Genomic DNA, 25,073 nt, shown 5'->3' with positions numbered 1-25,073 from the left:
ATGGACGTCATGACGGACCTCGTCGAGACCATCGAACGGCTCGAGCTGGTCGACCACCATGTCCACGGAGCCACCGCGCACGACCTGACGCGTACCGCGTTCGAGGAGCTGATCACCGAGTCGGACCGGCCGGTGCCGCACTGGATGACCCAGTTCGACTCCCAGGTCGGCCACGCGATCCTGCGCCACTGCGCGCCCGTGCTCGGCCTCGACCCGCACCCCACGCCCGAGGAATACCTGGCCAGAAGGGCCAGGCTGGGCGCGGCCGAGGTCAACGGGCGGCTGCTGGCGGCCTCCGGCGTGGGGCACTTCCTCGTCGAGACCGGCTACCGGGGCGAGGAGATCCTCAGCCCGGCGGGCATGGCCGAGGTCAGCGGCCGGCCCGCCGACGAGATCGTCCGCCTGGAGTCGGTGGCCGAGCAGGTCGCCGAGGGTGACGCGGCCGGGTTCGCCGACCGGTTCGGCGAGGCGCTCCACGAGCGCACCCGTACGGCCCGCGGCCTGAAGACCATCGCCGCCTACCGCCACGGCCTCGACTTCGACCCCGCCCGGCCCGGCCCGGCCGAGGTCGCCGAGGCGGCGGGCCGGTGGCAGGAGGAGGGCGGGCGACTCCGTGACCCGGTGCTGCTGCGCCACGTCATCTGGGCCGGTATCGAGCGCGGGCTGCCCCTGCAGTTCCACACCGGGTTCGGCGATCCCGACCTCGACCTGCGCCGATCCGACCCGCTGCTGCTGCGCGGGCTGATCGAGCTGGCCGAGCCGACGGGGGTGCCGCTGCTGTTGCTGCACTGCTACCCGTACCAGCGTCACGCCGGGTTCCTCGCCCACGCCTATCCGAACGTCTACTTCGACGTGGGCCTGGGCGTCACCTACACGGGTGCGCGCGGCGCCGAGGTGGTCGCGGAGAGCCTGGAGCTGGCGCCGTTCGCCAAGATCCTCTTCTCGTCGGACGCCTGGGGGCCCGCTGAGCTGCACCATCTCGGGGCCGAGCTGTGGCGACGGGCGATGGCGCGGGTGCTCGGCGGCCTCGTGGCCGACGGCGAGTGGTCGGCCGCCCAGGCGGTGCGCGTGGCGGCCATGGTGGGGGCCGAGAACGCCCGCCGCGTGTACGACCTGGGCCCGGACGGGTGAGGACGGCGGCGAAATGGGCACCGGGGGAAGGAGTGACGAAAGGAGCATCTGAGTGAGCCCGGGGGAACTGCTGCGCGAGGCGCTACTGGACGAACTGCCCGCCGCCGTGAAGCTCAGGCGGGAGCTGCACGCGCAGCCGTGCGTGTCCGGGGAGGAGGGGCCGACACTCAAACGCGTGCTCGACGCGCTGTCGGGCGGCCTCGTGGAGTACGTGGCGGGCACCGGCGCCGTGATCAGGATCGGCTCTCCCGGCCCCGCGGTCGGCGTGCGCGGCGAGCTCGACGCACTGCCCATCGCCGAGCGCACCCGCGTCCCGTGGGCCGCCACCAACGGCGCCATGCACGCCTGCGGTCATGACGTGCACCTGGCCGCCGTCGTCGCCCTGGCCCGCGCGGTGGCGAAGGTCCGCGCCGTCGTGGACGCCGGGGTGGAGGAGGCAGGGGATCCGGGATCGACGGGACTGTCAGCCTGGAGCTGGGACGAGATCGCGCCGCTGGTCGTGGTGCTGCAGCCGCGCGAGGAGACCTACCCCTCCGGCGCCTTCGACGTGGTCGAGTCCGGCGTGCTCGACCGGCACCAGGTACGCGCCATGATCGGCGCGCACGTCCAGCCCGTACTCACCGCCGGCGTGGTCTCCTGCACGCCGGGGGCGGTCAACGCCTCGGCCGACGAGTTCGAGCTGACCGTCAGGGGCGCCGAGGGTCACGCCGCCTACCCCCACCTGGCCCGCGACCCCGTCGTGGCCATGTCCCAGATCATCGTGGCCGCCCAGCAGATGGTCAGCCGCGCCGCCGACCCCATGGTGCCCACCGTGGTCACGTTCGGCATGGTCAACGCGGGCACCGCGCCGAACGCCATCCCCGGCGAGGCCGTGGCCAGGGGGACGCTGCGGACCATGTCCGAGTCGTGGCGCCGCGGCCTGCACGACCGGTTCACCCAGCTGGTCGAGGACGTGGCCAGGGCGCACGGCTGCCACGGCGAGGTGCGGGTCCTGCCGGGGGAGCCGGTGCTGGCCAACGATCCGGCGCTGGCCGTACAGACCGGGGAACTGCTGCGGCACCAGGGATGGACGGTCACCGAGGAGCTGCGCTCGTGCGGCGCGGACGACTTCGCGGCCTACGCGTCGGTGATGCCGTCGCTGATGATGTTCGTCGGCGTCGACACGGCCGCCGGGCTGCACAGCCCGGACTTCCTGCCGGGAGACGACGGGGTGGCGGCCACGGCGGAGGCGCTGCTGGCCGGATATCTCACGGCGGGGGGCCGTCCGGCCCGCGCGAGATGACGCCGCTGTCCGACTGCACCGGGACGGACAAGACGCCGGCCGGTTGCACCAGGACGGACAAGAAACTCACCAATACTCACCAATACTCATCAATGACGAAACCGCCCAGAACCTTTAGGCTCGGCGGCGATGGATCTCGAAAACTTCGCACCCGGTTCGGGCCGCCTCGAACCCAGGGCCGCACTACGTTCTGACGCCCCTTCCCTCGACCTGAACGGCGACTGGCGCTTCCGCCTCTCTCCGTCCGCTGTCCTGCCGGACGACTTCGCCGATCCCGGCTACGACGACTCCGCCTGGGACACCCTGCCGGTGCCGTCGCACTGGCAGCTGCACGGGCACGGCTCGCCCGCGTACACCAACGACCTGTACCCCTTCCCCGTCGACCCGCCGCACGTGCCGAACGAGAACCCGACCGGTGACCACCGCCGCGTGTTCGACCTGCCCGAGGGCTGGACCGGCGGGCGGCTGCGGTTCGAGGGCGTGGAGTCCTTCGCCCGGGTCTGGCTGAACGGCCACGAGCTGGGCCACTCGACCGGCAGCCGCCTGCCCGTCGAGTTCGACGCCGGACCGTGGCTGGTGCCGGGCCGCAACGTGCTCGCCGTCCGCGTCCACCAGTGGTCGGCCGCCAGCTACCTGGAAGACCAGGACATGTGGTGGCTGCCCGGCATCTTCCGGGACGTGTCACTGACCCGCTCGGCCGCCGACGTCTTCGTCCACGCCGCCTATGCCGACGGTCGCGGCACGCTGAGCTTCGACGGCCCCGGACGGCTGGCCATCGCCGAGCTCGGCGTCGCCGACCTGGCGCCCGGCACCGAGATCGTCGTCGACGCCGAGCCGTGGACCGCCGAGACGCCCCGTCTGTACGAGGCCGTGGTCACGCTGCCCGAGGAGACCGTACGGGTGCGTGTCGGGTTCCGCACGATCTCCATCGAGGACGGGGTGCTCCTGGCCAACGGCCGTCCGCTGCTGCTCAAGGGCGTGAACCGGCACGAGTTCCACCCGGAGCACGGCCGCGCCGTACCGTACGAGACCATGCGCGCCGACGTGCTGCTGATGAAGCGCCACAACGTCAACGCCGTCAGGACCAGCCACTACCCGCCGCACCCCGGCTTCCTCGACCTCTGCGACGAGCTGGGCCTCTGGGTGATCGACGAGTGCGACCTGGAGACGCACGGCTTCGGCCACGTCGGCTGGCGCGGCAACCCCACGGACGACCCGCGCTGGGCCGAGGCGTGCGTGGACCGGATGCGCCGCACGGTCGAACGGGACAAGAACCACCCGAGCGTGATCATGTGGTCCCTCGGCAACGAGGCCGGAGTCGGCCAGAACCTGAGCCTCATGGCCGACTGGACCCGGCGGCGCGACCCGTCACGGCCGATCCACTACGAGGGCGACCGCTCGTGCGCCGACACCGACGTGTACTCGCGGATGTACGCCTCGCACGCCGAGGTCGAGGCCATCGGGCAGGGGGTGGAGGACCCGCTGGCCGACCCCGAGCTCGACGCCAGGCGGCGGGCGATGCCGTTCGTGCAGTGCGAGTACGCCCACGCGATGGGCAACGGGCCCGGCGGCCTGGCCGACTACCAGGAGCTGTTCGAGCGCTATCCACGGCTGGCCGGCGGGTTCATCTGGGAGTGGATCGATCACGGTCTGGCACACCCGGAGTTCGAGTACGCCTATGGCGGTGACTACGACGAGCCGGTGCACGACGGGAACTTCGTGATCGACGGGCTGGTCTTCCCCGACCGGACGCCCTCGCCGGGACTGCTGGACCTGAAGAAGGTGTTCGAGCCGGTCCGGTTCGCCTTCGACGACCAGGCCCAGGTCGTGCGGGTGGCCAACCACCACGGCTATCGCGACCTGTCGCACCTGGGGTTCGTCGCGGTGGTCGAGGAGGAGGGGGTGGCGGTCGCCGAGTTCCCGCTCGACGTGCCCGCGACGGGTGGCGAGGTCAAGCTGCCCGACCTGCCCGGTGGGGAGGGGGAGCGCTGGCTGACGGTACGGGCGGTGCTCGCCACCGACCAGCCGTGGGCCGCCGCCGGTCACGAGGTGGCGTGGGGCCAGACCCGCCTGTCCACCGAAGCCGGACTGTCATCTGGCGCCCAGGGCGGCCTGACCTCCGCAGCCCGGGCGGCGTCTGGTGGCCGGGGCGTCGGTTCTGGGGCGGACCTGGAGTTCGACCCCGGCACCGGGCGGCTCACCCGCCTGTTCGGGATCGAGGTCGAGGGGCCACGGCTGGAGCTCTGGCGGGCGCCGATCGACAACGACACCTACGGCGGGCTGGCGGATCGCTGGCGGCAGCTCGGCCTGCATCGGCTCACCCACCGAGTGGACGCCGTGGAGACCGGCGACGGGCTGACCGTACGCGCCAGGGTCGCACCGGCGGCCACCGACCTGGGCCTGCACGTGGTCTACCGGTGGACCGCCACGGACGGCGGGCTGGAACTGACCGTGGACGTCGAGCCGGACGGGGAGTGGAGCCTGCCCCTTCCGAGGCTCGGCGTCGTGATGGCGCTGCCCGCGGCGTTCGGCGACGTCACCTGGTTCGGCAGGGGTCCGGGGGAGGCGTACCCCGACACCGGCATGGCCGCCAGGGTAGGCCGATGGTCCGCCACCGTCGAGGACCTGCAGACGCCATACGTCTACCCGCAGGAGAACGGGCACCGAGCGGATGTCCGCTGGGCCGAGCTGACCGGCCAGTCCGGCGGCCTCCGGGTGACGGGCGCTCCGGTGTTCGGCCTCACCGCCCGCCGCTGGACCACGGCGGAGCTGGAGGCGGCCCGCCACCGGCCGGACCTGACGCCGGGCGACCGGGTGCACGTCAACCTGGACTTCGCTCAGCACGGCGTCGGCACCGCGTCGTGCGGTCCGGCCACGCTGCCGCAGTACGAACTCCACGCCCGGCCTGCCACCTTCCGTCTCCGCTTCACCCCGACGGAAGGCGCCTGACGCCCTGCTGTTCTGACGGCCCGGGGCCTCACGGCCTCGGGCCTGACGGCCTGATGCCCAGTGCCCAGTGCCCGCTGTGATTGCCTTTCCCACCGCAACTCCACCCTCTCCTCCCCCCCTCTGTCGCAAAGGAGTCGTCATGGATGCCAAGCAGTACATGGCCGGTGTGTTCGACCGCGCGTCCGGCACCTACGAACAGGTCGGCGTGCCGTTCTTCGGCCCGGTGGCCGCCGAGCTGGTACGGCAGGCCGCGCCGGAGCCGGGCGACCGGGTGCTGGACGTCGGATGCGGGACCGGCGCCTCGCTCGTCCCAGCGGCAGGGGCGGTGGGGCCGACGGGCCGGGTGGTCGGGCTGGACCTCGCGCCGGGGATGGTCGCCGCCACCACGGCCGAGATCGAGCGGCACGGCCTGACGCACGCGACGGTCCTCCAGGGTGACGCGGAACGGGCCGAGGAGTTGCTGCCCGGCGAGCGGTTCGACGTCGTGCTGGCCGGGATGATGCTGTACTTCCTGCCCGACCCGCTGGCCGCCGTACGCTCCATGACCGGCCTCCTCCGGCCCGGCGGACGGCTGGCCGCCAGCCTGCTGGCCCAGGCGAGCCCGGCCGAGGCCGACCTGCTCGGCCTCGTGGCGCGGGCCCTGGCCCCGTACACCGCCGACGCGGGCACCGCCCCCTTCCACCGCACCCTCAACACGGCCGAGGAGCTGACCGAGCTGCTCGTGGCGGGCGGACTGGAGGGGGTTCGCTGCGAGGACGTGGTGTTCGAGGTGGTCGTCGAGGCCGGACAGGTATGGGACTGGCTGTGGTCGGCCGCCCGCCGCGCCTCCCTGGAGACCATCCCCGAATACCTGCACCCGGAGGCCAGGGCGGCCCTGGAAGACGCCCTGGCGTACGAGACGTTCGTGCTCCCCCGCACGGTGCGATTCGCCACCGGGACCCGCGCCTGACGGGGACCCGGCCGTGAGAGCCGGGGCGGGTACGACGACCGGTGTCCGCCTCAGACCGTCCTCGCGAGGGTCACCAGGCGGTCGCCGGTCCTCACCGTGTCCTCATCGTGGGCGACGCAGCCCGCGCAGGAAATTCCACAGGGGGAACGGGGTGCCGGTCATCCGGCGGCCTCATCCGCACGGGACGGCTGCGCGTCGGCGGGACCGGTGGTACGCGCGTGGACGTGCTCGCCGCTGAGTTCGTACCCGCTCCCCAGGCGAGCTGGGCTTCTCGAAGAGGCATTACCAGTCGTGGACGGTGCCGTCCTGGAGCCGGTTGACCGGCAGGTAGGACGGCTCGTACGGGTGCGCGGCCGCCAGTTCCTCATCGAGGTCGACGCCGAGCCCCGGCGCTTGTCCCGGATGCAGGTGGCCGTCGGTGAAGGTGTAGGCGTGGGGGAAGACGGAGTGGGTCAGGTCGGTGTGTCCGGCGTACTCCTGGATGCCGAAGTTGTGGATCGCCAGGCCGAGGTGGATGGCGGCGGCCATGCCGACGGGGGAGATGTCCTCGGGTCCGTGGACGGCGCTCTTGATCTGGTACTGGGCGGCGAAGTCGAACAGTTTCTTCAGCGGGGACACCCCGCCGAAGTGGGTGACGGCGGAGCGCACGTAGTCGATGAGCTGCTCGGTCACCAGTGTCTGGTAGTCGAAGACGGTGTTGAAGACCTCGCCGATGGCCAGGGGTGTGGTGGTGTGCCGGCGGACGAGGCGCAGCCCTTCCTGGTTCTCGGCGGGGGTGCAGTCCTCCAGCCAGAACAGGTCGTACGGCTCAAGATCTTTCCCCAGCCGGGCCGCCTGATTCGGGGTGAGGCGGTGGTGGGCGTCGTGGAGCAGCGGCAGGTCGGGGCCGAACTCCTGGCGTACCGCGTCGAACACCTTGGGGATGGTGCGCAGGTAGGCGGCAGTGTCCCAGTCCTCCACGACGGGGCGGCGCCCGGTGGCGGAGGTGACGCCGTACACCCGCTTGAGGCCCGGGACGCCCGCCTGCACCCGGATCGCCGGATAGCCGTCGGCGAGCCGGGCGCGGACGGAGTCGAGCAGTTCCGGAATGTCGCGCCCGCCGGCGTGGCCGTAGGTGCCGACCCGCTCCCGGCTCGCGCCGCCCAGCAGCTGGTAGAGCGGCAGGCCCGCGACCTTCGCCTTGATGTCCCACAGCGCCGTGTCGACGGCGGCGATGGCGGCCATCGTCACCGGCCCGCGCCGCCAGTACGCGCCCCGGTAGAGGGACTGCCAGGTGTCCTCGATGCGGTGGGGGTCGGTCCCCAGGAGCAGGGGGACGACGTGGTCACGCAGGTAGGCGGCCGCGGCGAGCTCACGTCCGTTGAGAGTCGCGTCGCCGAGGCCGGTGACGCCCTCGTCGGTCTCCACCTTCAGAGTGACGAAGTTGCGGCCCGGGCTGGTCAGGACCACAGTGGCGTCGACGATCTTCATGAGCGACCTTTCTGAGAACGGGGATCAGCCCTTGAGGGCGCCGGAGAGCATGCCGCGGATGAACTGCCGCTGGAAGAACAGGTAGAGGCCGACGATGGGCAGCGACATGAGCACCGCCGCGGCGGCCAGCAGGTTGACCTGCACGAGGTAGCGGCCCGAGAACGTGCCGAGCCCCAGCGTCAGGGGCTGGTGGCCGGAGTCGGCCACGAGGATCAGGGACAGGAAGTAGTCGTTCCAGGTCCACATGAAGCTGAGCACGACGAACGTCAGGATGGCCGGCCGGGAGATCGGCAGGTAGATCCGCCACAGGCGCGTCCAGGAGCCGGCTCCGTCGAGTTCGGCGGACTCGGCGATGCCGGCCGGCACCGTACGGAACGCCGCGCGCATCCAGAATGCGCCGAAGCTCACGCCCATGCCGACGTGCGCGAGGATGATGCCCTGGTAGCCGTCGGTGAGGCCGAAGGACAGGAAGTCGTAGTACAGCGGCACGATGATCGACTCCATCGGGATCATGATGCCGAGGAGCATGAGCGGGAAGATGGCCTTCTCCCCGACCACGCCGAGCACGCCGAACGCGTACCCGCTCATCACTGCCAGCACGGTGGAGACGAGCACGACGATCCCGGTGATGATCACACTGGAGCGCAGGTAGTGCGCGAAGCCGGCCTGCTGCCACGCGGCGGCGAAGTTGGACCACTGCGGATGGGCGAGGTCGAGCGTGCCGCTGGTGCTGGGGCTGAGGGCCACGCCGAGGATGTACACGATCGGGAACAGCACGCTGGCGGCCAGGAGCGTCAGGAACGCGTAGTTGAAGAGCTTTTCCCGGGTGGAGATCATCGGGTTCCGTCCTCGGTGAGCCGTACCACGACGAGCGCGATGAGAAGGGAGACCAGCGCCAGGACGACACCGATGGCGGAGGCCGCCCCGACATCGGGATTGGCGAAGGCGCGCTGGTACATGACGATGGTGGGGGTGATGGTCGAGGTGCCGGGGCCGCCGCGGGTGGTGAGCCACACGATGTCGAACACCCGGATCGCGCCCAGCACCGTGAGGGTCACGGCGATCGCGAGCTGCCCGCGCAGCCCGGGGAGGGTCACCGTTCGGAACTCGCGCAGGGGGCCCGCGCCGTCCACCCGCGCCGCGTCGTACAGCTCTGACGGGATGGACTGCGTGCCGGCGATGAACAGCACCATGCACAGGCCGAAGGCCGCCCACGTGCCGGCGAGGCCGATCGCGGGCAGCGCCCAGTCGTAGTCGCCCAGCCAGCCGTGGGCCAGGGAGTCGAGGCCGAAGGCGCGCAGCACCGAGTTGATCGGCCCGTCGGGTGCGTAAACGCGCTTCCACATGACCGCGGTGACCGCCGGGGTGAGGACCTGTGGCAGGAAGATGATCCAGCGGTAGACCGCCGCGCCCCTGACGTCCTTGCGGGCGGTGAGCGCGGCGCTGGTCAGGCCGAGCGTGATGGGCAGGACCGAGAAGAACACGATGAAGAACAGGGTGTGCTCGATCGCCTGCCGCAGCGCCGGGTCCTGGAGGAAGCCGAGGTAGTTGGCCAGGCCCGCCCACGTCGCCGCGGTGATGCCGTTCCAGCGGTAGAAGGACAGCCACACGCCCTGGACCGCGGGAACGAGCACGACGATCCCGTACACGAGCAGGGCGGGCGCCAGGTAGGCCAGCCCCAGCCACCGGCGCCTGCGGCGGTGGCTGGAGGGTGCCTGCGCATGCTGCGTGGTCCGCGCGGACGCGCTGCGCGCCGGGAGTTGCTTCACGGTCACCATGGCGCGGCTACTTCCCCAGCGTTCGCTGGAACTTGTCGTAGTCGGCCTGCGCCGATCGGACGACCGCCTCCGGCTGGACCTTGCCGGCGAGCAGGTCCTGCATCTGCGTCTGGATCGTGGTGAGCAGGGTCGGCGTGGCCCAGTCGAGGTACGGGACGGAGGCATCGTCGGCCGAGAGCTGGGCCGCCGCGGCGACGTCGTCGGCGAACAGCGGGTCGTCACCGGCCGGTTCGACGGTGGCGAGCAGCGGCATCGTGGTGTGCTCCACGGCGATCCGCGCGGCCTCGGGGCTGGCCGCGAAGTTCAGGAACGCCGCGGCGGCGTCCGGGTGCGCGGTCTTGGCGGATACGGAGAGGTTGCTGGCCGACGACGCGGTCGCGACCGCGTGGCCGCCGTCCGCGCGGGGCATCAGGAACGATCCGAAGTCCTTGCTCTGGCCCTTCTTCAGCGGCAGAGAGCCGGAGTAGTCGAACCGGAAGAGCGCCTTGCCGTCGACGAACGCCTGTGCCGCGTCCTGGCTCGGGACGGCGGCGAAGTCCTTGGTGAGATAGCCCTTGTCCGCCCACTGCTTCACTTTGGCGGCGGCCTCGGGGAAGCCCGTGTCGGCCATCTGGACGGCGTTCTGGGAGTAGATGAAGTCGGAGATCCGGTTCTGCTGCCCGAGGGCGTCCATCGTGGCGAACAGCGGGCCGGTGATGCCCACCTGCTCCAGATTGCCCAGGGAGATCGGCGTGAGTCCGGCTGACTTGGCCTTGGCCAGGGCGCTGTCGAAGTCGGCGAAGGTTTTCGGCACGGTCGCGCCGATCCGGCTGAGCAGCGAGCGGTTGTAGTACACCTCGACGACCGACGCCCGTGCCACCGGGGCGCCGAACACCGACCCGGTGCCCATCTGCTTGCCGTCGGTGGAGAACTGGTGCTGGCGCAGGATCGACGCCGGGAACTTCGTGCGCCAGCCGTACGCGTCGGCGTAGTCGTCGAGGTTGCGGACGAGCCCGCCCTGGACCAGGGTGCCGAGCGACTGCCAGCCGTTGTTGGCGGGCACGATGTCGGGTGGGTTCCCGGACCGCAGCCTCAGCGGCAGCGCCTTCATCACGTCGTCCCACGGCATGGAGGTCCGCTCGACCTTGATGTTGGGGTACCTCTTCTCGAATGCCGAGACGACGTCGTTGATCCAGGCGAGGTCGGTGCCGCCGGTGAAGTAGTCGAGCACCCGGAGGCTGGCCTTGCCCATCTTCGCCGGGTCGGTGATGACCGGTCCGGCCGTCGAGGTCTCGGTCACGGCCCCGCCGGAGGCGCCGGGCACGCAAGCCGTGAGCAGCCCCGCCGCCGCGAGTGATGTCGCCACGGCGGCGAGTCGCCTTGTTCTTCCGAGCGTGGTTCTTCCGAGCGTGACCACGGTGTCTCCTGTCTTCGAGGGGAGGAACGGGCTCCGCCGGACGGTGACGTCGGCAGCCGCCTCATCGGCGAGCCGACGGGCTCCCGGGTATCGACGAGCATAGGGTGACCAGACCAGTTAGTCCAGATGTCATCAAATGGTTTGCTTGGCGTTCCAGCGGTAAGGGGAGTGTCCGCCATTGCCGTCCGGCGATCCCGTGCGAGAATTCGGTATGTCTGGTCCGCTCCCGCGTGCTACCGTGACCGCCATGAGCACCGGTGTGGACACGGAGGCGGGCAGCGCCGTCATGGAGACCTACCGGAGGCTCGGTGACGCCCTCCGGCGGGGAGTGTTCGCGGCGGGCAGCCGGCTTCCCGGGGAGCGTGACCTGGCCGAAAGCCTCGGCGTCAGCCGTTCGACTCTACGTCATGCCCTGGCTCGCCTCGCTGACGAGGGCAAGCTGGAGCGCTCCGCGCAGCGCGGCTGGTTCGTCGCCCGCAACGTCGTCGGCGAGCCGCCGAGCACCCTGCAGAGCTTCTCGGAGATGGCCAGAGCCCGCGGCCTCACCGCGACCGCGGAGATCCTGCTGCGGAGTGAGCGACCGGCGAGCTTCGAGGAGGCCGAGCAGCTCGGCATCGCCCCGGCCGCGCGCGTCCTGGAGCTGCGCCGGCTGCGCAGTCTCGACGGGGTGCCCGTCTGTCTCGACTCGAGCGTGGTGGTGTTGTCCCAGGCGGCGGCACTGGCCGACGTCGACCTCACCGACCGCTCCCTGTACGAGACGCTTGAGCGCGAGTGCGGCATCCGCATCGCACGTAGTTCCTACACCGTGCGCGCGGACGCCGCCGACGCGGAGATCGCGCGGCTGCTCCAGGTCGATCGCGGCGCCCCGGTGCTGGTCGGCGAGGAGGTCACCTACGCCGACGACGGCACTCCCATTCTCGCCGGCCGCATGATCTACCGCAGCGACGCCTACCGCTTCCAGGCCGACCTGTTCCGCCCCATCTGACGGCGTCAGGCCGCGTACGCCGGCCGGCCCGTCGGACATGACGGCCGACGGGCGGTTCGCCCGGCTCGATGGGCGCGCTCATGGCGCTCCTCTCAGGAGGTGGAGTCCTGTCAGGTTTCGAGGAACGCCTTCGGCGGGAGCGTGCCCGCCAGTCGGTCCAGAACTGCTTCCCTCAGGGGCACGCCACCCTCGCCCAGAGCGTCCAGCGTCGCCCCGGCGACAGGGGGGAGCGCGCCGCGGTGCGGCACCGCGCCGGGGACGTGCGCGGGCAACTCCGCCAGCATCGCCCGGGTGACCGGGGAGGCGTCCGCCATGAGCACCGACCCGGACAGCACCACGCTCACCGGCCCGCCGGCGGCGATCAGGCCGGTACGCCGCGCGGCCACGCCGGCGTACATGGCGAGGTGACGGCCCTGCGCCTGGACGATCTCCACCGCGACCGGATCGCCGGCGACCGCCGCGGCGGTGACCGCCCGCGCGCACCCGGCCTTCTGCGGGTGGGTGGCGGCTCCCTCACGACGGGTGAACCAGTGGTTCAGCTCATCCACCGAGGGCCGGTCGTAGTGCGCCAGCAGCGCCGCCGTCAGCTCCGTTCGTGGGCCGAGACCGAGTTCGGCCAGGTTCACGGCGCGGAACGCCTCGATCGCCAGGCCGAGCGCGCCCATCGCGTGCTGGCCCCGCCAGCCCATGTCCCACAGGGTTCCGTCGGGGCCGCGCGCCGCGATAGCCGCGGCGGTGCCGGCCGCGACCGCGACGCCGACACCGGACGGCTCGCCGCACCGGATCGCGGCGTACCCGTCGTTGAGTATCGACCTGGAGGGGTACCTCTCGCCGAGGGCGTGCTCCCAGTAGGTCCGGTCCTCGGGCCAGTCGACCCCGGCCAGCCGGAAGGCCGCGCCGGCGACGTCGGCACGGCGCGCCCCCGCCTGGGCGAGGGCGGTGCCGATCGCCGCCAGCACCTCGCTCACCGCCGCCTCCGGACCGGCCGCGCCGTAGATGTCGCCGCAGCCCGACCGGCCCGCCCCGGCGATCATCCCGGTCGCGTCGCAGACCAGCGCGGCGGTCTTGCTGTTGCCGGCGTCGACGCCGAGGTAGAGCGTGCTCATGATCAGGGGATCAGCCGCTCGGGCAGCCAAGCGGCCTGGGCGGTGGCGAGCTCGCCGTACAGCGCCTCGGCGACCGTGAGCGAGGGGACCAGCGGGTTGGCCGTCAGGGCGCGTACCGCATCGGCGACCGTGCCGTCCCAGGCCGCCTTGGCCGTGAGGATCTGGTAATCGGCGAGCTGGCGGGTGATGCCGAGTACGGAGCGGGGCAGCGGCTTCTGCGGCTCGGGGTGGAAGCCCTTCGCGTCGACGGTGCCCCACAGTTCGACCACCGTGCGCTCGTCGAACCCGGGAAGCGCGCCGCCGGCGTTGGGGATGTTGAACGGCAGTCGCGCGCCGGTGTCGTTGTAGAACGCGCTGATCGCGTCGATCGCCAGCTCCAGCTCATGGATGCCGCCGCGCGAACGCGCCGGGTCGAGGTGCGGCGCGTCAGACTCGGCCTGCTCGCGGTAGTGCGCCCAGTAGCCGTCGAGCGAGGCCATGATGACCTCCGACCGGGTCAGCGGCGCCAGCTGCCGCTCGCGGAGGATCTCGTCCTTGAAGTAGTAGTAGTTGAAGTAATCCGACGGAATCGACTCCATGGCCACGGCGAGGTGCAGCGCGCGCATGCCGTTGACGTCGTCGGTCGGCCGGTCCCGTAGCGCCTCCCAGCGCTCGCGCAGGATCGGGAAAGCGTCCTGGCCGTCGTAGGTGGCCTCGTTCGACCAGCAGTTGTGGTTGACCCCGGTCATGTTGGCGGCCAGCTTGTCCGGGTCGAGCCCCGCCGCCTTGGCCACGACCGGCGGGAAGACGATCGGCCCCTCACAGAACGACACGATCGGAATGTCGGTGTTGTCGGCCACGGCCTGAGAGACGATGTTGACCGGGTTGGTGTAGTTGAAGATCCGCGCCCCCGGCGCGACCTCGGCGAGGTTCGCGCACACTTCCTTGATGACGTGCACGGAGCGCAGCGCCATCATCATGCCACCGGGTCCTTGCGTCTCCTGGCCGATGACGCCGTACTTCAGCGGGATCCGCTCGTCGATCGCCCGCGCCGCGAATCCGCCCGGCCGGAAGCTGGACAACACCGCGTCGACGTCGCGAAGTCCCTCCCGCTGGTCGGTGGTCGCGGTCACCGTGATGTCGAGACCGGCGTTGCGGGCCATCTTCTCGGTGATCGTCTTGACGTTCTCCAGATGTGCGGGGTCGAGATCGATCAGCACGAACTCCGAGCCGTCGAACTCCGCGCCGTGATGCATGAACGACGCCATCGTCCCGGGAGCGCGCGACGAACCTCCGCCGAGATACGCGAGCTTGATGCGGGCCATAACTGTCTCCTCAAGGGTGTCAATAGAGGCTAGGTGCAGGTCAGGGACGGTCGAACGCGGGCTGCGCGGCCACCAGGCCGGTCGCCGCGTCGGCGAGCAGGCGGGGCCGGGCGCAGTCGCTCAGAACGGTGGCGGGCCAGCCGGGGTCGTAGCCCTCGGCCGCGGCGAGCCGGCGCGCCGCCTCGGCCTTGTCCGCGCCGTGCACCACCATCACGACGCGCTTCGACAGGTCCCGGATGGTCCCGACGCCCACGGTCACGCCGTACGCGGGGACCTCCTCCAGCCCGCCGAACGTCGGGAAGGTGACGAGGTTGTCGCGGCGGGTCCGCTCGGCCAGTTCCACCACGCGGGTGCGGGTGTTCGCGCCGGTGCCGGCGGGGTTGAAGGCGATGTGGCCGTCGCTCGCGCCGGAGGCCAGGATGAACAGGTCGACGCCGCCGATGCCGGCGATCCGGCGGTCGTACTCGTCGGGGTCGGCGGGATCGGGCACCCAGAGCCTGTCGTGGGTGATGCCGCGCCCGGCGCCGGCCGCCGCGTTGAGCGGCTCGACGATCTCGGCGTGGCCGAAACGCACGCAGCTGTGCGGCAGGCCCGGGGCGATCCGGCGGAACAGGCCGGAGTCCTCGGCGCGGACGACGTACTCGTCCATCATGGCGATCACCACGTGGCCCAGGTCCAGCCTCCGGGCCGCGACCTCGTCCGCCAGCGCCGAGTAGGTGCTGTGCGCGCTGCGCCCGCCGGGACAGCCGAGAACGTACGGCCGGCCGCGGCGGGCGGCGTCTTCGAGCTCCGTCGCGATCTCCGCGGCGAGGGCGCGTCCCAGAGCCTCGGGATCGGGGAACACGGTTGGCGGCACGCGCACGGACTCAACTCCTCAGTGGACCAGTTATACCAGTCACCCTAGCTTGGTCTGCCTGGTTCTCGCAATGGCGAGGATGTCGGAAGCTGAGCGGTCCGGGCGCCGCGATCGGCTACTCGCCGCGGGCGCCGTCGATGAGGGGGAGCAGGCCGTTGACGGTGTCGAGGATGTGGGTGTGAGGGGCGAGTTCGAGCCGTTCGCGCCCGTGCGCGCCGGTGAGGACGCCTGCGACGATTCCAGCGCCGGCTCGTGTTCCCGCGTGGAGGTCGTTGCTGGTGTCGCCGGCCACGGCGATGCTCGTACAACTGCCGGCGTGGAGCCGCAGCGCCGCGGTCCAGATCAGGTCGGGGTGCGGGCGGCCGCGTCCGGCGTCCCGCGGCGAGAGCGCGAGGTCGATCAGGGGTCGCCACCCGAGGACGTCGAGCAGCTCGTCGCGCACTGCCGGGGAGAAGCCGGTGGTCAGCGCGGTACGGATGCCGCGGTCGCGGAGGTGCGCGAGCGTGTCGGCGGCGCCGGGGATGGGCCGCACCTGCCCGGCGCGGATGCGTTCGAGGAGGTCTTGTTCGAAGAGGTCGTGTGCTCGGTCGGCGAGGTGCGCGTCGCCGTCAAGGATGTGCCGGAACATGTCGATCTTGGAGCCGCCGCGCATGGCGTGGAAGCGTTCGGCGAGGTGGGGCGGGGTGTTTCCGTCGGTAATGGTGTGTACGGCGGTGCGCACGGCCTTTTCGACGATGCCGTTGTCCTGGGCTGTCGTGCCTGCCAGGTCGAGGACGGCGAGGGTGATGGGGGTCATTTGGTGACCTCTCGCTCGGCGATGATGGCGTCGTCTCTCAGAAGTGCTTCGTCCGCGCGTTCCGGGTCTTTCATGGCGAGCGCGACGCTGATGGCGTCGACGACGGCGAGGTGCGCCAGCCGGCTGGAGACGGCGTCCGGGCGGAGGGTGGGTTCGGGGGAGGCGACGACGATTTCGATGTCGGCGAGCTCCCCGATCGGTGTGCCGCGGTAGCTGGTGATGAGGATCCGCTTGGCGCCGGCGGCTTTCGCGTATCGGAAGGTCGCGTGCGTCTCGAACGAGCGCCCGGTATGCGAGATCCCGAGCGCGACGGCCGTGTCCGTCAGATGGGCGGCGGAGGTGGCTTGCATGTGCGGGTCGGTCGCGACGCTGGTCGGCACGCCGAGTCGCAGCAGCCGGTAGTAGAGGTCGAGAGCGATCGGGACGGAGCTGCCGACAGCGAAGCATTCCACGCGCGAGGCTTCGGCGATCGCGTCGACGGCGGCGGACACGGCGCTCTTGTCGATGGTGGCGAGAGTGTCGGTGAGCACGTCGATGCCGGAGCGCAGGACCTTGTCGGTGATGGTCGCGACGTCGTCGCTCGGGGATACCGGGGACAGGGGGTCGCTGGTCGTGACGAGCGCGCGGGTGGCCAATTCGATCCGCAGTCCGCGGAAACCGTCGTAGCCGATGGACTGGCAGAAGCGGACGACGGTCGCCTCACCGACGCCGACCCGTTCCGCGAACGCCTTGAGCGGGAGCCGGAGCAGCTCCTGGGGTGCTGCTTCGAGCGCGTCGGCGACGCGGCGCTCGGCGCTGGACAGTGACGGGTAGCTGCTCCTGCTGCGAGCGAGGACCTCTCTCATCGGATCTTGTGCGGGGCGTGGCTCGGGGGAGTGTGACGGCATCGCTGCGCTGTGTCCTTTCCAGAACTACCTGACCGCTTGCTTGGAGTTTACTTTCCGTTCAGAGCACTACGTTAGAAAGTCTACTCGCAAGGGTTCGGTGCCATACGGATGGGAGGGGCTGCGGACGATGAACGTTGAAGGCCAGGCGCGTGAACGTTCCGCGAAGCGACCCAGGGTCGTGCTGTTCGTCGTTGACGGGCTGCGTGCGGATGACATCACCGGGCGGGTGATGCCCGCGCTGTCGGGTCTCGCCCAAGACGGTGTGCGGTGCACGGCCGCGCGTACCGTGCTGCCGTCCGTGACCCGTGCCGCGGCGGCTTCGCTGGTGACGGGCTGTCTACCGCGTCGAACCGGGGTGATCGGGAACCGGATCTGGACCCCTGAGGGTGTCCTGAACACCGGTGCGGTCCGAGAGGTCCTCACGATGCGGTCCGTGCGCGGGCGGGCGGTGGAGGTGCCCACGCTCGGGGAGATTCTCGCCGCGGTGGGCCTGCGGGTGATGGTCGTCGGCACCGGCAGTGCCGGGTGCGCGTATCTGCTCCACCCCGAAGTGGACTCGGCCGGGGGAGCGGTGGTGATGGCCTCCGCCGATCCGGTCGTCGGGCCTGTGTTGCCGGCGTCGCTCCGTCCCCTTCTCGAGCGCGATCATGGCGCTCCGCCGTCGGATGCGGATGTGATGCTCTCCTGGGCGGTGGACGCCGCGTCCGGGCCGTTGCTCGACCGGATCGATCCGGACGTGCTGGTGTTCTGGTGCGGCGAACCGGACGAGACCCGGCACGCCGCGGGACTGGGCGCGGCCGCCACGATGCTTGGTCATATCGACGCGGAGCTGGACCGGCTGCTCGCCTCTGTGCGCCTCAGGAACCGATCGGTCGACGCCATCGTGACCGCTGACCACGGCATGGTCGCTCTTCCACCAGGTGCGCTGCTCGGGCAGGAGCTGTTCGACCACCTGCCCGCGGCGCTGGCCGAACTGGTGACGATCTGTGTCAGCGGTGCGGCCTTCGCTCTCCACCTCGCAGCGGACGCGCGTCCATCGCTGCGTCGTGATCTCGTGCGGTGGTGTCGTGAGCAGGCGTGGGCCGATTGCGTGTACGCCGACGCGGAGTACGGGGTTCCCGGAGTGCGGCCGATGGCCGAGGCCGGGTGCGATCATCCGCTTCTCGGCCCCGCGGTCCTGGTCACCGTGGACCCGTACGCGCTACCGGTCGATCCGCACGGCACGGTCGCAGCCACCCACGGAACCCTCCTGCCTGACGATGTCGGCATCCCGCTCATCCTCCACGGCCCTCATATCGCGCGGGCGCTCACTGTCAGCCGGCCCGTCGGCTTGCCCGACGTTCTCCCGACCGTGCTGGAGATCCTCGGCGTCCCGCTCATGCATGAGGTGGACGGCACCCCCATCCTTGAGGCCCTCGCCGGCCTTCCGACTCTCGCTGAAAGGCCCTATCGATGACTGCTCACCAGGTGAGCGTTTCCCCTACAGGATCGTTGCGCGAGCTCGCCCGCACGTTGCAAGCGCAGGGACGCGACGTCGTGAACCTCACTGCGGGACAGCTGTCCATGCCCACGCCGCGGCACATCGTCGACGCGGCGATCGCCGCAGCTCAGGACCCTTCTCGCCACGGGTACGGCAACACGGCGGGCGACCCCGAGCTCCGCGACGCGATCAGCGGGTGGGCGGCGCGGAGCCTCGGCATCCGCGCTGATCGTGCCCAGGTCGCCGTGACCAACGGGGCGAAGCAGGCTCTCCACAACGCGCTTCGCAGCCTGGCGGGCCCTGGTGACGAGGTGATCGTTCCGGCGCCGTACTGGGTCACCTTCCCCGAGGCGATCCGTCTCGCCGGCGCCACGCCGGTGTTCGCGTACCCGCGCGAGGGGCATGTCCTTCCCGGTGCGGCGGACCTGGACGCCGTGCGCACTCCGGCGACGCGTGCGGTGATCATATGCTCGCCCCACAACCCCACTGGGGCCGTCCACGACGACACCGAACTCGAACAGATCGTGCGGTGGGCGGCCGACCACCGCATCTGGGTGATCTCCGACGACACCTATCGCGACCTGCGCTTCGCCGATATCCGCCCCACCCCACGGGCCGCTCTGGACGCCGGGTGCGACGTGGTGTCGATCGGCAGCACCAGTAAGAGCCACGCGATGACCGGTTGGCGGACCGGTTGGCTCATCGCCCCGCCGGAGATCACCGCGACGGCGATCGCGATCCAGTCACACACCAGCTCGAACGTCAGCCGGGTCGCACAAGCCGCCGCTCTGGCCGCGCTCACCGGGCCCGATGTCGCGACCGAGACCCGCCGCGAACTGCGTTGCCTGCGCGACGAGCTGATGGGCGTCTTCTCTGCCGCGGGAATCTCCTTTCCGGCCCCCGAGGGAGCGTTCTACCTGTTCCCGCCCACATCCGCGCACGGGGGGCTCGATGACACGGAGCTGGCCGGCCGGCTACTCGAGGACTCGGGCGTCGCGGTCGTCCCCGGCGCCGCGTTCGGGGCGCCGGGACACGTACGCGTGAGCTATGCGGGGGCACCCGAGACCGTCACGGACGGGGTGCGACGGCTTGCCGCCGCCCTCGGAGCCGGCCGATGACCATGACCCTTCCCGCCAGAACCGCCGACATCGAACAGGCACGTGCGCGGCTGCGACCCGTCGATTTCCCGGCTCCCCGGGTACGGCTGCCGAACCGGCTCGAACCGGCCGCGCTGCTGAGCCCGGCTACCGGCCTGCTGCTGCTGTTCGTCGCTCTGCCGGCTGTTCTGGCCTTCGCGATCGCGTTGTTCGACTGGAGCCCGCTCAGCGGGCAGATCACCTTCGTCGGCATCGACAACTACGCCCGCGTCCTCACCAGCCCAGCACTGCTCAACGCGCTCGGCAACACGCTGCTGTACACGCTGATGACCGTGCCGACCTCGGTGGCGGGGGGCCTGCTCGTCGCCGTCGGGATCAACGCGCTCACCCGTGGTCAGGCGATCTGGCGGGCCATCTATTTCCTCCCGACCGCGGCGGTGCTGGTGGCGATGGCCGCGGCGTGGCGGTGGATCTTCTACCCCGAGTCGGGCCTGTTCGACCACGTCTTCGGTGGGCTCATCGGACGCACCGGTTGGCTCAGTTCCAGCGACCTCGCCCTCGCCGGTCTGGCCATCGTCGGCAACTGGCAGAACATCGGCTACAATGCCGTCATCTTCCTCGCCGGCCTCACCGGCGTCCGCAAAGACCTCCAGGAAGCCGCCCTGCTCGACGGTGCTGGAGCTTGGCACCGGTTCTGGCACGTCTCCTGGCCGGCGATCGCCCCCGCGACGGTGTTCACCATCGTCATCTCCACAACGTCGGCCTTGCGGATGTTCGAGACAACCCAGGTGATGACCCGCGGCGGCCCAGGCGAGAACACCACCACACTCGCGCACCTGCTCTGGCAACAGGGCATCCGCAACGTCGACTTCGGCTCGGCCGCCGTCACCACTGTCGTCCTGTTCCTGCTGTGCCTGCTGGTCACGGCCTGGCAGATGCGCGGATTCGGCACCCGCCTGGAGAAAGCGGGATCGCGATGAAAGCGCGCCCCCTAGCGCAGGCGGGCATCCATCTGGCCCTCGCGGTCGGCGCGGTCGCGATCCTCGCCCCGTTCGTGTGGATGGTGCTGACCGCCTTCACCCCACAGAATCAAGTCTTCCGCGACGGGTTTCTGCCGACCGAACTCACCCTCGCGAACTTCGCGGAGGTGTTCCGCGAAGTCCCGATGCTCCGCTACTACATCAACAGCTTCATCACCGCCACGATGATCTTCGGCCTCCAGGTGACGGTGTGCCTGCCGGCGGCGTACGCGCTGGCTCGGCTGCGGTTCCGAGGCCGGAGTCTGAGCTTGTGGATCGTGCTGACCTGCCTGATGATCCCCACACAGATCGTCGCCGTCCCGATCTACCTGCTGTTCAGCAGGCTAGGGATCCTTGACACGATGCCGAGTCTGGTGCTGCCGTTCGTCAGCTCCGCGTTCGGGATCTTCCTGCTCCGCCAGTTCATCCTCACCATCCCGCAGTCGGTGTTCGACGCCGCCCGCCTCGACGGGGCACGAGGCTGGGCGACCCTCACCCGAGTGGTGTTCCCTCTCGTCAAACCCGCACTGGTGTCCTTCGGTGTCTTCAGCTTCGTCTCGCACTGGAATGACTACTTCTGGCCCTCCGTGGTCCTGCGAAGCACCGACAACGCGACCGTTCCCTTCGGGATCGTGCGGTTCGTCAGCTTCGAATCCGGAACCAGTTACGGCGCGCAGATGGCTGTCTCGCTCCTGGCGATCGTGCCCCTGCTGATCGGCTTCCTCATCGCCCAGCGACAGTTCATCGCCGGCTTCAGCCTCACCTCCGACTGACTCCAACCAGCACAGAAAGAAGACCCATGAGAACCTCCCTCCGCCGGATCGGCGCGACCGTGGCCGCCGCGGCGGCTTCCATCTCCCTCCTTGCCTCCTGCTCCGCGGACACCACCGCTTCGGCTCCCGACGCGGCAGGGGACAAGGTCACGCTCGTCTACGCCTTCGACGGCCTGTTCACCAAGCCGTTCGGCGAGATCGCCGGCAGCGTGAAAGAACGCACCGGCCTCACCGTCGATCTTCAACTGGCTGGAAACTCCTACGAAGACAGCCTCGCCCGCTTGCAGAACGACCGGACGGCGGGAACCCCGCCGGACATCACCATGATCGGGCTCAATCAGGTCCGCATGCTCGTCGAAGCCGGTGCCGCCGTCCCTCTCGGTCAGTTCACCAGCGGTGACAGGGAGTTCGACCTGCGGCAGTACAGCGACGAGATGCTCGACCTCACCACCGTCGGCGGCAAGCTCTACGGCATGCCGAACGCGGTCTCGATGCTGGTGATGTACTACAACGCCGATCTGTTCACCGCGGCCGGCCTCGACCCCGGCAAGCCGCCGCGGACATGGGACGAGGTCAAGACCGCCGCTCGCGCGATCGTCGACTCCCATACCGCCAAATACGGTCACTGGTCGGACTTCGAGAGCGTGTGGTCGTTCGAGAACTTCCTCCGCTCCAACGGCGGCTCCATGATGAACGACGCCGAGACGGCCGTCACCTTCAACAAGGACCCGGGCGTCAAGGTGCTCGAGTTCTGGCGGGGGATGGTCGAAGCGGGCCTCATGCCCGCGTACGGCACCGACGACGGGCGGGAGGCGTTCTTCCGGGGTGACGTCGCGATGGCGATCGATTCGAGCGCGCAGGTCGCGAACTACGAACGCACCTCCGGGTTCGACCTGCGCACCGCCGAACTGCCCATTCCGACCAGCGGGGACCGGCAGGCGCCCGGCGGCGGGAACGCTCTAGTGATCACCGCGACCGCCCCCGAACGTCAGAAGCTGGCGTGGAAGGCGCTCAAGGCCTTCGTCGGCCCGGCGGGATCCACGACCACCACGAAAGCGACCGGTTACCTGCCCGTCAACCACTACGCCGCCGAAAGCGACGAGTACCTCGCGAAATTCTTGAAGAGCAGCCCCACCCGCACCGCGGCGCTCAAGCAGAGCACGGACCTGGTCCGCTGGTTCAGCTGGCCCGGGAAGCGCGGTCCGGAGATCGCCAAGGAGCTCCAGAACGGCATCTACCGGGCGGTCACCGGTGAAAAGTCTCCCCAGGACGCGCTGAACGAGGCCGCCGACGCCGCGAAGGGACTCCTGTCATGACCACCCTCGGCGATTACCCGCCCGCGGCCGACGCCATGCGGGAGGAGCCGGCTGTGGCCGAGCCGGCCGGTGTCACCATCCGCCAGGTCAGCAAACGCTACGGATCCGGTACGCTCGCGCTCCACCGGATCGACCTCGACTGCCTGCCCGGGGAGATCACCGTCCTCGTCGGCCCCTCCGGTTGCGGAAAGACCACCCTGCTGCGTGGCATCGCCGGGCTCGAACAACCCACAGGCGGTTCCATCCACGTCGCCGGACGAGACGTCACCACGATGGAACCGCAACGTCGGGGCGTGGCGATGGTCTTTCAGAACTACGCGCTCTACCCGGACAAGACCGCCCATGACAACATCGCCTTCCCGCTGAAGATGGCACGCGTGCCGAAACAAGAACGCCGCGGCCGGGTCGAGGCGGTCGCGCGGCTGCTGCGCCTCGAGGCGCTCCTCGAGCGGAAACCAGCCGAGCTCTCCGGGGGACAGCGCCAACGAGTCGGCATCGGCCGGGCCCTGGTGCGCGGCCCGCGGGTCCTCCTCATGGACGAACCGCTGAGCAACCTGGACGCGCAACTACGCGTCGACATGCGAGCGGAGCTCCTCGCCCTGCAGCGGGATCTGGGCACCACCATGGTCTATGTCACCCACGATCAAGTCGAAGCACTCACCCTCGGCAGCAGAGTCGTCGTCATGAACGGCGGAAGGATCGCCCAGAACGGAACCCCCGACCAGGTCTACAACCGGCCCGAGAACGCGTTCGTCGCATCATTCCTCGGCGGAATGAACCTCATCGACGGACACGTCGAGGAAGGCCGGTTCCGCTCCGGTGACAACACCGTGGCCTTGCCACAGCGGCTGCGATCGTTCGAAGGGCAGCGCATCACGCTCGGCATCCGCCCCGAGTCGCTCACGCGTGACGACGGAGGACCGGACGCCCTCACCGTGACAGGTCGCGTGGCGCTCAGCGAGATGCTCGGCCACGATCACATGGTCCACATCGGCGGGCTCTCCGCACCGCTGCGCGTACGAGAGCGATATGGCCCCCGCGCGGGTGAGAGCGCCACCGTCCACGCGCGACCAGACGACATCCACATCTTCCTGCCCGACGACGAAGGCAAGCGAGCAGACCTCTCATGACCGCACCCGCCCGTGTCACCGTCCTCGGCGCCGGCATCCTCGGAGCCGCCACCGCACACCATCTGGCTCGCCAGGGCGCGCACGTCACCCTCATCGACGCGGACACGCGCGATGCTCGGTCGACGACGGCGTCTTTCGCGTGTGTGAACGGCAGCGCGAAGAGCGACCCTGACCTCTGCGCCCTCAACGACCGCGCCGTCGAAGAGTACCGCCGCATCGCCCACACCCTCGGAGCAGCCGCCGTCCGATTCACCGGCCAGCACTTCGTCGCCACCGGCCCAGACTCCCTGCGCATCGCCGAGCGGCGAGTCAACGCCGCCTGCTCCCGCGGATACGGCGGAGAGATCCTCCCCGTCGGCACGTTCCGCGAACGCGAACCCCACCTGCGCCTGGACACGCCACCACTCGCGGTCGCGTGGTTCCCCGCCGACGGATGGGCTGACCCGGAAGCCCTCCGCGCGCACTTCCTCACCGGCCTCACCATGCAGCACCGCAAAGCCATCGCGATCAGCCCAAGCGGATCAGGCCGCCTTCAGATCACCTTCGCTGACGGAGACCGAACCGACACCGACCGCGTCGTCGACGCCACGGGCGCCGGAGCCGCCGACATCGAACTCCCCGTATCGCGTCCGCCCCTTCACGTCACGTCCGGGTTCGTCGTGGCAACGGACACCGACAGAGATCTTGTGACCACCGTCGTCCGCACCCCGCAGCTCGGCATCCGCCCTGATGGGCCCCGTCGTGCCCTTCTGCACAGCCACGAGATTGATCGCCTCTTCGACCACGACCGGACCACGGCCGAACTCGCCGCCGAAACCCTCCTCGACCGAGCCCGACGCATGTTCCCGGACGCCGGTCACATCACGCCACGACGAATCACCCGAGGCCCACGACCGACACCAGCCGACGGCAAGCCCGCCGTAGGCGAAAGCGCGATTCTCCCCGGCTACTACGAACTCTCCGCGCATAGCGGGATCACCCTCGCCCCGCTCCTGGGCCGACTGCTCGCCACGGAGATCCTCACCGAGTTCCGTGACCCCATCCTCTCCCCATTCCGGCCAGACTGGGGCCTGTCCGGAAATGTCACCCGAAGCGTGGATGGAGCAAGGTAGATCATCCAATGTTGGAGACCCGCGCCAGCCGATCTACCCGGCCTGGACCTCTTATGGCTTCGGTGAGCCGCCACCCTGACCAGTCCTGCAAACCAATCGGGCGATATGCGAAGAGTTAGCTATCAGTTTCAGTACGTAGCCCTGGACAAGCTGAACACCGGCCTGACCCAGGGCAGCGCCGGCGGAGTGCGGATCATCACCCGGGGCGGTAAACCGTGGGTGAGCGTCCCCAAGCTCGACAAGCTGCCCGAGCCGAA

21 protein-coding genes are annotated in these 25,073 nt (G+C 70.2%); 12 read left to right on the top strand and 9 right to left on the bottom strand.

All coding sequences use genetic code 11. From position 1 onward, the window contains the following. Positions 1-9 precede the first annotated feature (9 nt). From AB0C30_RS48435 to AB0C30_RS48420, 4 genes are all read left to right on the top strand, one after another. A complete protein-coding gene (locus tag AB0C30_RS48435) occupies positions 10-1,131 on the top strand; it encodes an amidohydrolase family protein (protein WP_357957170.1) in 1,122 nt (373 codons plus the stop codon). Between the two features lie 52 nt (positions 1,132-1,183). Continuing rightward, complete coding sequence (locus AB0C30_RS48430; RefSeq protein ID WP_357957168.1) at positions 1,184-2,413, top strand: M20 family metallopeptidase; 1,230 nt, start codon at positions 1,184-1,186, stop codon at positions 2,411-2,413. 129 nt (positions 2,414-2,542) lie between these two features. Continuing rightward, on the top strand, positions 2,543-5,362 hold the full coding sequence (locus AB0C30_RS48425) for a glycoside hydrolase family 2 TIM barrel-domain containing protein (RefSeq protein WP_357957166.1): 2,820 nt from the start codon (positions 2,543-2,545) through the stop codon (positions 5,360-5,362). Between the two features lie 139 nt (positions 5,363-5,501). Next, entirely contained in the window at positions 5,502-6,311 is an 810-nt protein-coding gene (locus AB0C30_RS48420; RefSeq protein WP_357957164.1) for a methyltransferase domain-containing protein, read from the top strand. A 282-nt stretch (positions 6,312-6,593) separates the two neighbouring features. Here AB0C30_RS48420 and manD read toward each other — a convergent pair whose 3' ends face one another. Genes manD through AB0C30_RS48400 form a run of 4 tightly spaced genes read right to left on the bottom strand, consistent with a single transcriptional unit; the run spans position 6,594 to position 10,904 of the window. Continuing rightward, positions 6,594-7,781, bottom strand: coding sequence for a D-mannonate dehydratase ManD (manD, locus tag AB0C30_RS48415; protein WP_357957162.1), 1,188 nt, complete (start codon positions 7,779-7,781; stop codon positions 6,594-6,596). Positions 7,782-7,805: 24 nt separating this feature from the next. Continuing rightward, complete coding sequence (locus AB0C30_RS48410) at positions 7,806-8,618, bottom strand: carbohydrate ABC transporter permease (RefSeq protein ID WP_357957160.1); 813 nt, start codon at positions 8,616-8,618, stop codon at positions 7,806-7,808. Beyond that, on the bottom strand, positions 8,615-9,559 hold the full coding sequence (locus AB0C30_RS48405) for a sugar ABC transporter permease (protein WP_357957158.1): 945 nt from the start codon (positions 9,557-9,559) through the stop codon (positions 8,615-8,617). Before AB0C30_RS48405 ends, AB0C30_RS48410 begins: the two co-directional genes overlap by 4 nt. A 7-nt stretch (positions 9,560-9,566) precedes the next feature. Next, entirely contained in the window at positions 9,567-10,904 is a 1,338-nt protein-coding gene (locus AB0C30_RS48400; protein ID WP_357957156.1) for an extracellular solute-binding protein, read from the bottom strand. A 298-nt stretch (positions 10,905-11,202) separates the two neighbouring features. On the opposite strand from AB0C30_RS48400, the gene AB0C30_RS48395 reads away from it, so the two are divergent. Then, entirely contained in the window at positions 11,203-11,940 is a 738-nt protein-coding gene (locus tag AB0C30_RS48395; RefSeq protein WP_357957154.1) for a GntR family transcriptional regulator, read from the top strand. 110 nt (positions 11,941-12,050) lie between these two features. On the opposite strand, the gene AB0C30_RS48390 is transcribed toward AB0C30_RS48395, so the two are convergent. From AB0C30_RS48390 to AB0C30_RS48370, 5 genes are all read right to left on the bottom strand, one after another. Beyond that, positions 12,051-13,046 carry a BadF/BadG/BcrA/BcrD ATPase family protein gene (locus AB0C30_RS48390; RefSeq protein ID WP_357957152.1) on the bottom strand — a complete coding sequence of 332 codons (996 nt, stop codon included), beginning with the start codon at positions 13,044-13,046 and terminating at the stop codon, positions 12,051-12,053. A 2-nt stretch (positions 13,047-13,048) separates the two neighbouring features. Further along, complete coding sequence (locus AB0C30_RS48385; RefSeq protein ID WP_357957150.1) at positions 13,049-14,350, bottom strand: hypothetical protein; 1,302 nt, start codon at positions 14,348-14,350, stop codon at positions 13,049-13,051. A gap of 40 nt (positions 14,351-14,390) precedes the next feature. Further along, on the bottom strand, positions 14,391-15,212 hold the full coding sequence (locus tag AB0C30_RS48380) for a 6-phosphogluconolactonase (protein ID WP_357957148.1): 822 nt from the start codon (positions 15,210-15,212) through the stop codon (positions 14,391-14,393). Positions 15,213-15,321: 109 nt separating this feature from the next. Further along, positions 15,322-16,002, bottom strand: coding sequence for an HAD family hydrolase (locus tag AB0C30_RS48375; RefSeq protein ID WP_357957146.1), 681 nt, complete (start codon positions 16,000-16,002; stop codon positions 15,322-15,324). After that, entirely contained in the window at positions 15,999-16,847 is an 849-nt protein-coding gene (locus AB0C30_RS48370) for a MurR/RpiR family transcriptional regulator (protein WP_357957144.1), read from the bottom strand. Before AB0C30_RS48370 ends, AB0C30_RS48375 begins: the two co-directional genes overlap by 4 nt. Before the next feature lie 169 nt (positions 16,848-17,016). Between AB0C30_RS48370 and AB0C30_RS48365 the strand changes: the two genes are divergently transcribed. The 7 genes from AB0C30_RS48365 to AB0C30_RS48335 all read left to right on the top strand — a co-directional run bounded on the left by AB0C30_RS48365 (position 17,017) and on the right by AB0C30_RS48335 (position 24,816). Then, positions 17,017-18,345, top strand: coding sequence for an alkaline phosphatase family protein (locus tag AB0C30_RS48365; RefSeq protein ID WP_357957142.1), 1,329 nt, complete (start codon positions 17,017-17,019; stop codon positions 18,343-18,345). 80 nt (positions 18,346-18,425) lie between these two features. Further along, a complete protein-coding gene (locus AB0C30_RS48360; RefSeq protein WP_357957140.1) occupies positions 18,426-19,487 on the top strand; it encodes an aminotransferase class I/II-fold pyridoxal phosphate-dependent enzyme in 1,062 nt (353 codons plus the stop codon). Next, entirely contained in the window at positions 19,484-20,446 is a 963-nt protein-coding gene (locus AB0C30_RS48355; protein WP_357957138.1) for a sugar ABC transporter permease, read from the top strand. The genes AB0C30_RS48360 and AB0C30_RS48355 overlap by 4 nt, the downstream gene beginning before the upstream one ends. Further along, positions 20,443-21,258, top strand: a complete 816-nt coding sequence (locus AB0C30_RS48350) for a carbohydrate ABC transporter permease (protein ID WP_357957136.1) — start codon at positions 20,443-20,445, stop codon at positions 21,256-21,258. Before AB0C30_RS48355 ends, AB0C30_RS48350 begins: the two co-directional genes overlap by 4 nt. Positions 21,259-21,284: 26 nt before the next feature. Beyond that, positions 21,285-22,574, top strand: coding sequence for an ABC transporter substrate-binding protein (locus AB0C30_RS48345; RefSeq protein ID WP_357957135.1), 1,290 nt, complete (start codon positions 21,285-21,287; stop codon positions 22,572-22,574). Continuing rightward, complete coding sequence (locus AB0C30_RS48340) at positions 22,571-23,704, top strand: ABC transporter ATP-binding protein (protein ID WP_357957133.1); 1,134 nt, start codon at positions 22,571-22,573, stop codon at positions 23,702-23,704. The genes AB0C30_RS48345 and AB0C30_RS48340 overlap by 4 nt, the downstream gene beginning before the upstream one ends. Continuing rightward, positions 23,701-24,816 (top strand): FAD-dependent oxidoreductase, encoded by a 1,116-nt coding sequence (locus AB0C30_RS48335; protein WP_357957131.1) that lies wholly within the window; start codon positions 23,701-23,703, stop codon positions 24,814-24,816. The genes AB0C30_RS48340 and AB0C30_RS48335 overlap by 4 nt, the downstream gene beginning before the upstream one ends. Positions 24,817-25,073 lie beyond the last annotated feature (257 nt).

This window comes from Nonomuraea sp. NPDC048901, from assembly GCF_040649695.1.
Lineage (GTDB): Bacteria > Actinomycetota > Actinomycetes > Streptosporangiales > Streptosporangiaceae > Nonomuraea.
The sequence above is the reverse complement of the archived record's forward strand: the minus strand, read 5'-3'. Positions and strand labels throughout refer to the sequence as shown.